The sequence below is a fragment of the Vibrio sagamiensis NBRC 104589 genome (assembly GCF_007990935.1).
Taxonomy (GTDB): domain Bacteria; phylum Pseudomonadota; class Gammaproteobacteria; order Enterobacterales; family Vibrionaceae; genus Vibrio; species Vibrio sagamiensis.
The window spans coordinates 36,069-44,292 of record NZ_BJXJ01000035.1; the positions used below are offsets into that span (position 1 = coordinate 36,069).

Here is an 8,224-nt window from a genome sequence, read left to right on the forward strand (position 1 = left end):
TTGAACTATGAGCTCTTTACGCAAGAAATGGATCACTGACCCTGCATTCAACATGTTCAAGAGAGTGCTACCTCCGCTTTCTAGCACAGAGAAAGAAGCTATGGAAGCAGGAAGTGTTTGGTGGGATGCAGAGTTGTTTTCAGGTAAACCAAATTTTTCAACTCTTCTTAATTACCCCAAACCTATTCTGTCAGCCGAGGAGCAGCATTTTATAGATAATGAATTAGAAACCTTCTTGAACTTGATTGATGACCAGCAAATGGTCAAAGAAGATCGAGAGTTATCTAAACCTGCTTGGGAATATTTACGTAAAGAGCGCTTTTTTTCGTTAATAATCTCTAAAGAGTATGGTGGACGTGAATTTTCAGCATTTGCGAATTCGACTATTGTCTCCAAAATTGCAACTCGGAGTATTAGTGCCGCTGTCTCGGTCATGGTGCCTAATTCGCTTGGACCAGGAGAGCTTCTCTCTCACTATGGTACTCAACAGCAAAAAGATTATTGGTTGCCACGTTTAGCTGATGGAACAGAAATCCCTTGTTTCGCACTTACAGGGCCTGAAGCTGGTTCTGACGCTGGTGGGATACCAGATAAGGGAACGGTTTGCTATGGATTATATGAGGGAGAAGAAGTACTCGGGGTACGACTGAGCTGGAACAAACGTTATATTACACTAGCACCTGTAGCAACGGTTCTTGGACTTGCATTCAAATTGTATGATCCTGAAGGCTTACTTGGTGATAAGAAAGAGATCGGTATCACCTGTGCTTTAATTCCGACCAAACACGATGGTGTGGAGATTGGAGATCGCCATGACCCAATTGGGTTGGCGTTCATGAATGGTCCGACTCGTGGCGAAAATGTATTCATTCCAATTGAATGGCTGATTGGGGGGGCTGAGTATGCGGGTAGAGGATGGAGAATGTTGGTCGAGTGTCTTTCAGCTGGTCGAGGGATTTCATTACCTGCTATTGGTGCTGCCGCTGGTCATTTAACTGCTAGAACTACAGGGGCGTATGCTTATGTTCGTAAGCAGTTTGGTATGTCGATTGGTAAGTTTGAAGGTGTTGCTGAAGCAATGGGAAGAATTGGAGGGTTAACCTATTTACTGGAAGCGACCAGAACGTTGACGACTACAGCACTTGACCTTAATGAAAAACCGGGGATTATTACTGCAATTGCTAAATATCATATGACAGAAATGGGTCGAACTATTATGAATGATGCATTTGATATTCATGCAGGTAGAGCAATTCAAGATGGCCCGATGAATTACCTTGCAAAACATTACTTGGGAATCCCAGTTGCGATCACGGTTGAAGGGGCAAATATTCTCACTCGAAACTTAATGATTTTTGGTCAAGGTGCCACACGTTGTCATCCTTATGTCCTTAAAGAAATGGAGGCGGCAGCTAATCCAGATCATGAGCAAGGCAAAGAAGATTTTGATGATTTATTATTCAAGCATATTAAGCACGCTTTAAGTAACACCTTCGGCGCTTTTAGCGCAGCTTTAACTGGTTCATACTTTGTTAAAAGCCCCACCAGTGGTCCGACCCAACAATATTACAAAGATATTAGTCGTTTAAGTCGTGTACTTGCAGTTAGTGCTGATGTTGCAATGTTAACGCTCGGTGGTGAGCTAAAACGTAAAGAAATGATTTCAGCACGATTGGGGGATGGCTTAAGTTATCTATATATGGCATGTGCGACATTGAAAAAATATGAAGACGAGGGTCGCCTTCAGGAAGACCTTGATTTTGTTCACTACGCCATTCAACATTGCTTATTCTACGCAGCCAAGTCGCTCAACGAAGTTTACGCCAATTTCCCAGTGAAGTACGCGGGAACGGTTCTAAAAAGTCTATTATTCCCACTTGGTAACCATTTTAAAGCGCCTAGTCATGATTTGTGTGTCCGACTTGCTGAAGCAATAATGATTCCGGGAGCACAGAGAGAACGCCTAACCCATTTGTGCCACGTAGGTAAAGGTGACGATGACAATATAGGTTTAATGGACAAAGCATTCGTAGCTATGTATGACATTAAACCATTGGAAATAAAAATGAACCAAGGTATTAAAGATGGTAAAATAGATCGTAAAGGCACTCTACAACAGCGACTTGAGCAGGCGTTAAAAAACGATATACTCTCCGAGAAAGAAATTGAGCATATAGTTTCGGCAGATAAATTACGTTCAAAAGCAATACAAGTCGATCATTTTAGTCATGACTTTTCGGAAGTTCGCACTCATTGTTCTAAAAAATGTCATTTAAACTCAGTTGCATAATTTAACGATATCACTGAGTTGTTCTCTTGACGTTATTTAATCTTTAATCAAAAGCACCTTTGCGGTGCTTTTAAACCGTTTAGTGTTTAGATCTAAACAATCTGATGCTACTTTGGGTAGAGTTTTTCATCTCAAAAACAAATTTTTCATTCATAGAGATCCAACCACTTGCATTTTCGCTGCATTTTTACAGAAATTACGTGCGAACTAATGTCGAAACTCTTATCCTAACAACGTCTTTTAAAGGAAGTTGAATATGATCATCAAACCTAGAATTCGTGGATTTATCTGTACAACAACTCATCCTGTGGGTTGTGAAGCTAATGTAAAAGAGCAAATTGTTTATACTAAATCACAAAGCTCAATCAAGAATGCACCAAAACGTGTTTTGGTTATTGGTGCTTCGAGTGGTTACGGCTTATCTTCCCGTATTGCTGCTGCATTTGGTGGCGGAGCTTCAACGATTGGCGTCTTTTTCGAGAAAGAAGGCACAGAGAAAAAACCAGGAACGGCAGGCTTTTACAATTCTGCTGCATTTGAAAAACTTGCTCACGAAGAAGGCTTATATGCTAAAAGCCTTAACGGTGATGCTTTTTCAAATGAAGCAAAACAAAAAACGATTGACTTAATTAAGCAAGATCTTGGTCAAGTTGATATGGTTGTTTACTCCCTTGCTTCACCTGTTCGTAAAATGCCAGAAACAGGTGAGCTTGTGCGTTCTGCCTTAAAACCAATCGGTGAAGTTTATACTTCGACGGCAGTTGACACCAATAAAGACGTTATTATCGAAGCAAGTGTTGAGCCTGCAACTGAGCAAGAAATTCAAGACACAGTAACCGTAATGGGTGGTGAAGACTGGGAATTATGGATTAAGGCACTATCAGATGCTGGCGTTCTAGCTGATGGCTGTAAAACAGTGGCATACAGCTACATTGGTACTGAGCTAACGTGGCCAATCTACTGGGATGGTGCTCTAGGCAAAGCAAAAATGGACCTAGATCGTGCATCAGCAGCACTGAACGAGAAATTGTCTGCAACTGGCGGTAGTGCAAATGTAGCGGTACTTAAGTCTGTTGTGACTCAAGCAAGTTCTGCAATACCTGTAATGCCTCTCTACATCGCAATGGTATTCAAGAAAATGCGCGAAGAAGGCTTGCATGAAGGTTGTATGGAGCAAATCTTCCGTATGTTCAGCCAACGTCTTTACAAAGAAGACGGTAGTGCTGCAGAAGTAGATGAAGTGAATCGTTTACGTCTTGATGACCTGGAATTACGTGACGATATTCAACAACATTGTCGTGAACTTTGGCCACAGATCACATCCGAAAATCTAAAAGAACTAACTGACTACGTTGAGTACAAAGAAGAATTCTTGAAGTTATTCGGCTTCGGTGTTGACGGTGTGGATTACGAAGCAGATGTGAACCCAGCAGTAGAAACAGATTTTATCCAAATCTAATTGCTTTTTAAGGAATTAAAAAGGCACTCAGAGAGTGCCTTTTTTGTGTCTTATAACTTTATACTGAGTACTATCTTAAACAACTATTAATGATCTTTCAAAAAATTAGCTTAGAATAATCAGGATAGTGCCAGCTAGTGTCATCAAGATATTAGCGATAGCATAAGTACCTGCATACCCAAGAGCTGGAATCGTCGACTTGGCATATTCGTTAACGATATCCATTGCGGGTGCGCAAGTTCTTGCTCCAATAATTGCCCCAAACAGAAGTGCACGGTTCATCTTGAGTATATACGCACCAACGATATAGGCTAAAGCTACAGGAACCACGCTGACAATAAAGGCTAAACCAATAATTTGAGGGCCGACTTGGGTTAAATGCTCAAACATCTTGCCGCCTGCGTTGAGCCCGATACCAACCATAAAAAACATTAGCCCCAAATCTTTGACCATATTTAAAGCTCCTTGGGGAACGTAGCCAAAAGTAGGGTGATTTGCACGAAGAAAACCAAGTGTGATTCCAGAAAGTAAAAGACCAACAGCATTTCCCAAGCTGAAGGATACCTGGCCAAATGTCATCGTTACTAGGCCAAACATTATGCCAAGAATGAAGAAACTGCAGAAGGCTAAAAGATCAGCCATTTGGCTATGAATGGAGATAAAACCAATTTTTTCGGCTAAACCATGCACACGGCTTTTCTCACCACTAACTTGCAGTACATCTCCTTTCGTTAGAACAATGTCTAAATCCATAGGCATTTCAATTTGTGCTCTTACAACACGGTTTAAAAAACAGCCATAACCGGATAGATTTAAGTCTGAGAGACGCTTACCGGCTATTGCATCACTTTTGACTACGATTTCTTCTTCTACAATCCTCAGATCAAGTAAATTACGATCGAAGACTTCTTTACCGTTTCTAAAGCTTGGATCGAGTCGGGCATGGCTATCAGGGAAGCCAACTAAAGCAATTTCATCACCCTCCTGTAAAATTGCATCGCCGTCAGGGTGGGCTAGAATACCATTGCGTCGAATGCGTTCAATGTAGCAACCTGTTTGGCGGTAAATACCCAGTTCGCGTAAATTTTTGCCATCAGTCCAGTTGATCAGCTCAGGGCCTACACGATAAGCCCGAATTATAGGTAGATAAACTTTACGCTGTCTGGAGTTTCCGAGCCCACGCTCTTGAGCTATTTGTTGAGCTGAATCTGAAAGGTTTTGCTTTTGTAGCTTAGGAAGTAATTTGGCGAACATAATCATACTTATCAAGCCAACAAGATAAGCCATCGCGTATCCAACTGAGAGGTTTTCTAAGACTACAGCAAAATCCATTTGTTTTGGGGTAGTTGCCAAACCAGAGCTCAAAGCATCTTGGGCTCCTACTAAAACAGGGGTTGCTGTTAGAGCTCCGGCCATCATGCCTGCTGATAAACCAAAATCAAGGCCTAGTAGGTGACCACAAAAATAAGTAAGAGCAATTCCAGTTATGAGAACCGTCATACTCAAAATAAAGTAATGCTTACCATCGCGAAAGAAAATACCAAAAAAATTAGGGCCAGCTTCTATTCCGACACAATAAATAAAAAGCATAAACCCAATAGTAAGAGCTTCAGCATTAAATGAGAATCCCAGATGTCCCATAACGAGAGAAGTAATAAGAACTCCAATAGAGTTACCAAGCTGGAGTCTTCCAAATCGAAATTTTCCAATACTTAAGCCAATTGCTAGAACAACGAAAATAAGCAATATTGGGTTTTGTTCAAGCAGTTGTACAACATTGATGTTCACATTTAGGCTCTACATGTAAGTTAAATAGTAAAGGTTTTTAGTCAAACAATAATATCTGAAAAAGGAGCTAAATATAAGTGTTGATTAAACTATTTTTAATGGAAATTAACTAATATAAACGGGAGATATTAGTTGTTACTAAATTGGTTTTTAATATGAATCTCAAATTGAATTTTCAGAAAAAATTGATATCCAAAATTTTTATCAGATAAAAAACATAAGATAAATAACAAAAGAAGTATCGTGTTAGTGGGTTTTTGCATCTCTTAAGCTTTTGAGTTTAAATGCTTTTTAATAATTTTTGAGATGATTGAGGTCTAAAAGTTAGGTTGTTTCATGTTTGGTCTGAAAATTGCTTGTGTGGACTAGGATTCTTAATCTCAGTTAGGCAAAAATGTTATGGATATAAAAAACTCCCCAACTAAAATTCTTATGGGAAAGTACATAAAAAAATTAGTAGTTTTTTATTTGTTGCTATTCTCAATTCCCTCCTTTTCTCAAACTGAGTTTTCAGAGTTATTTAATGAAAGTATTCAAGGTGAAATTAACGTTGCAGCTGGCGTTGTTGTAAACGGCACGGATTTATTTTCATCAGAGCCTACATATTCTGATTTGAATTTACCTCCTGAATCAACAGTTCTAAAAGCTTGGCTATTTTGGGCCTCAAGGCCTGCTGGGCTTCATAACTGGACGCCTGGAGATAGTAGAGCAACAATTAAAATAAAAGGCCCACAAGATACGACGTACACCACATTTGATGCAGATTGGGCTGATGGTAATGGCGGTTGGGAAGGTGGGGCATATCGACGTGATGTTACTAACTTTGTACAAGTATCTGGTTCTGGTACATATACGGTCAAAGATATTTATAGTAACAGTAATATGGGTGGCTGGGCTTTGGTTGTTATTAGTGAAGGTGAGAATCTCAATTTTAACCACATAACTATCCATGATGGCCTAAAATATGTTGCTTCAACACCTGTTGACGTTAAAGTTAACAATATAATTACACCTAGTTCAGGTGCCTTTGATGCGGAAGCATTGGTTATTGGTTATGGTGGTACGACAAGGTATGGTAATGCTTTGACTTTAGAAACATCTAATACAGGTGCGCCAGTTAATTGTACAGATAATACAGCAAAAAGAATAAGTAATGCTCTCAATCCACATAATGATATTTTAAATAATACTTATTCGATAAATGGAGTGGCTCAGGTTACCTCTAATCCATTCAGTTCTTGGGACTTAGATATCTTTGATGTGTCAAATTTAATTGCCAACAATACGACAAACGTATGTTTGAGAAATGTTGGTGTGAGTGAACCGGGACAATTGGGTGAAGACTGGGCTAACTTACATGTATTGGGCCTTCAGATTGAAGTTGTACCTGAAGTTCGTATGCATGCAGGGTATGTCGACCATAACGGCGGTTATTTAGAAGCCGATGATATTGTCGATGTACATATTAACATAGATTCGACTGGTAACCGTGGAAATGACGTTTATCTTTATAATATATTACCTAAAGGAATTAGCTATGTCCCCAATAGTATGGAAATTGTTTCGGGGATAGGGCAAGGTACCCTTACAGATGCACAGGGAGATGATAATGGTTATTATAATTCTCTAAACCATGAAGTTCACGTTAATATTGGTAATGGTGCAACCTCCTCTAGTGGGGGGAGTTTAAACTCTTTAGATACGGTACAAATAGAATATCAAATACAGATCGACAGTGATGTTGTTGATTTACAGCTTTTAGAAAACCAACTTAATTTGCATTATGCAGATTCCGTTTCTGGCCATGATTACCCGACAATATCAAAGTCTTTAAAACTCATTGTTCGTGATAATCCAGTTATTGCAGAAGGATATGTTGGTGATGGCTCAAGCAACGCACCTTTTGCCCATCCTGAGTATGCTAATAACGTTACTGTAGCTGGTACATATTACTTTTACCAAGATGGTACAGTTTTCTCTAGTTATGTTGATGAAAATGGATGGATTCTGATCGCTTCAGGTGAATCAAAGGCAACGGGAGATTACACTCAAGTCTCTGATATTTCATTACATAATAACACTATATTAAGCCAAGAAATCGCGTCTGGTTTGCGTGTTAATGAATTTCGCATGAATGCTGGTTCAGATGAGAACACTCCTTTTGATCGTGAAACACAACATCCCATTTATATTAAGAGATTGCAAGCTTATCAAAGCATGGGTGCATATTTCACTGATGGAGAAGGGCGTGGTTTTGAATGGACGGGTACTGGAGGAAATATTACCGCTACTTGTGATGCAGGCGTAGAAAGTTTACATAAAAAGATTTGGCACTCTTGTGGTGTTTCAAGCAATCTACATTGGATGCCTGGCTCTAAACAAAATGGTTTTAATAGTTTACACAACTTATCGAGCAACAATCTTTGGGGACGCTTCTCTGCTGATTTAGCGGTAATTGATGAAATTAACGGTGATAATGATGCAGTTGCAGTAAATTCTATAGAATTAAATGCAATAGATGGGGTAAATGGTGCCATTGTAGCCAATGAGTCAAGGTATACAACTGCTTTAAAATCAGGTGTATACGCTGATTCATCAAACCCTACTGCTGCTGAAATTCAGTCAATTATCGATCAAGTAAATTTGTTAGCTGCTGTTGCAGAAGATATATCAGGTAATGCGGATGG

General features: G+C 39.5%; 4 protein-coding genes. 3 read left to right on the forward strand and 1 reads right to left on the reverse strand.

What is annotated here, in order from left to right; all coding sequences use genetic code 11:
• Window positions 1–7 precede the first annotated feature (7 nt).
• Together VSA01S_RS15340 and fabV are read left to right on the forward strand one after the other, a co-directional pair.
• On the forward strand, window positions 8–2,290 hold the full coding sequence (locus tag VSA01S_RS15340; protein WP_039982773.1) for an acyl-CoA dehydrogenase: 2,283 nt from the start codon (window positions 8–10) through the stop codon (window positions 2,288–2,290).
• 256 nt (window positions 2,291–2,546) lie between these two features.
• Window positions 2,547–3,749: an enoyl-ACP reductase FabV gene (gene fabV, locus VSA01S_RS15345; protein ID WP_039982772.1), complete on the forward strand. Its 1,203-nt coding sequence runs from the start codon at window positions 2,547–2,549 to the stop codon at window positions 3,747–3,749.
• Between the two features lie 105 nt (window positions 3,750–3,854).
• Here the strand turns inward: fabV and VSA01S_RS15350 are convergent, their stop codons facing one another.
• Entirely contained in the window at window positions 3,855–5,537 is a 1,683-nt protein-coding gene (locus VSA01S_RS15350) for an aspartate:alanine antiporter (protein ID WP_039982771.1), read from the reverse strand.
• Between the two features lie 399 nt (window positions 5,538–5,936).
• On the opposite strand from VSA01S_RS15350, the gene VSA01S_RS15355 reads away from it, so the two are divergent.
• Window positions 5,937–8,224: hypothetical protein (locus VSA01S_RS15355; protein ID WP_147052717.1), on the forward strand; the 2,288-nt coding region annotated here is incomplete at its 3' end.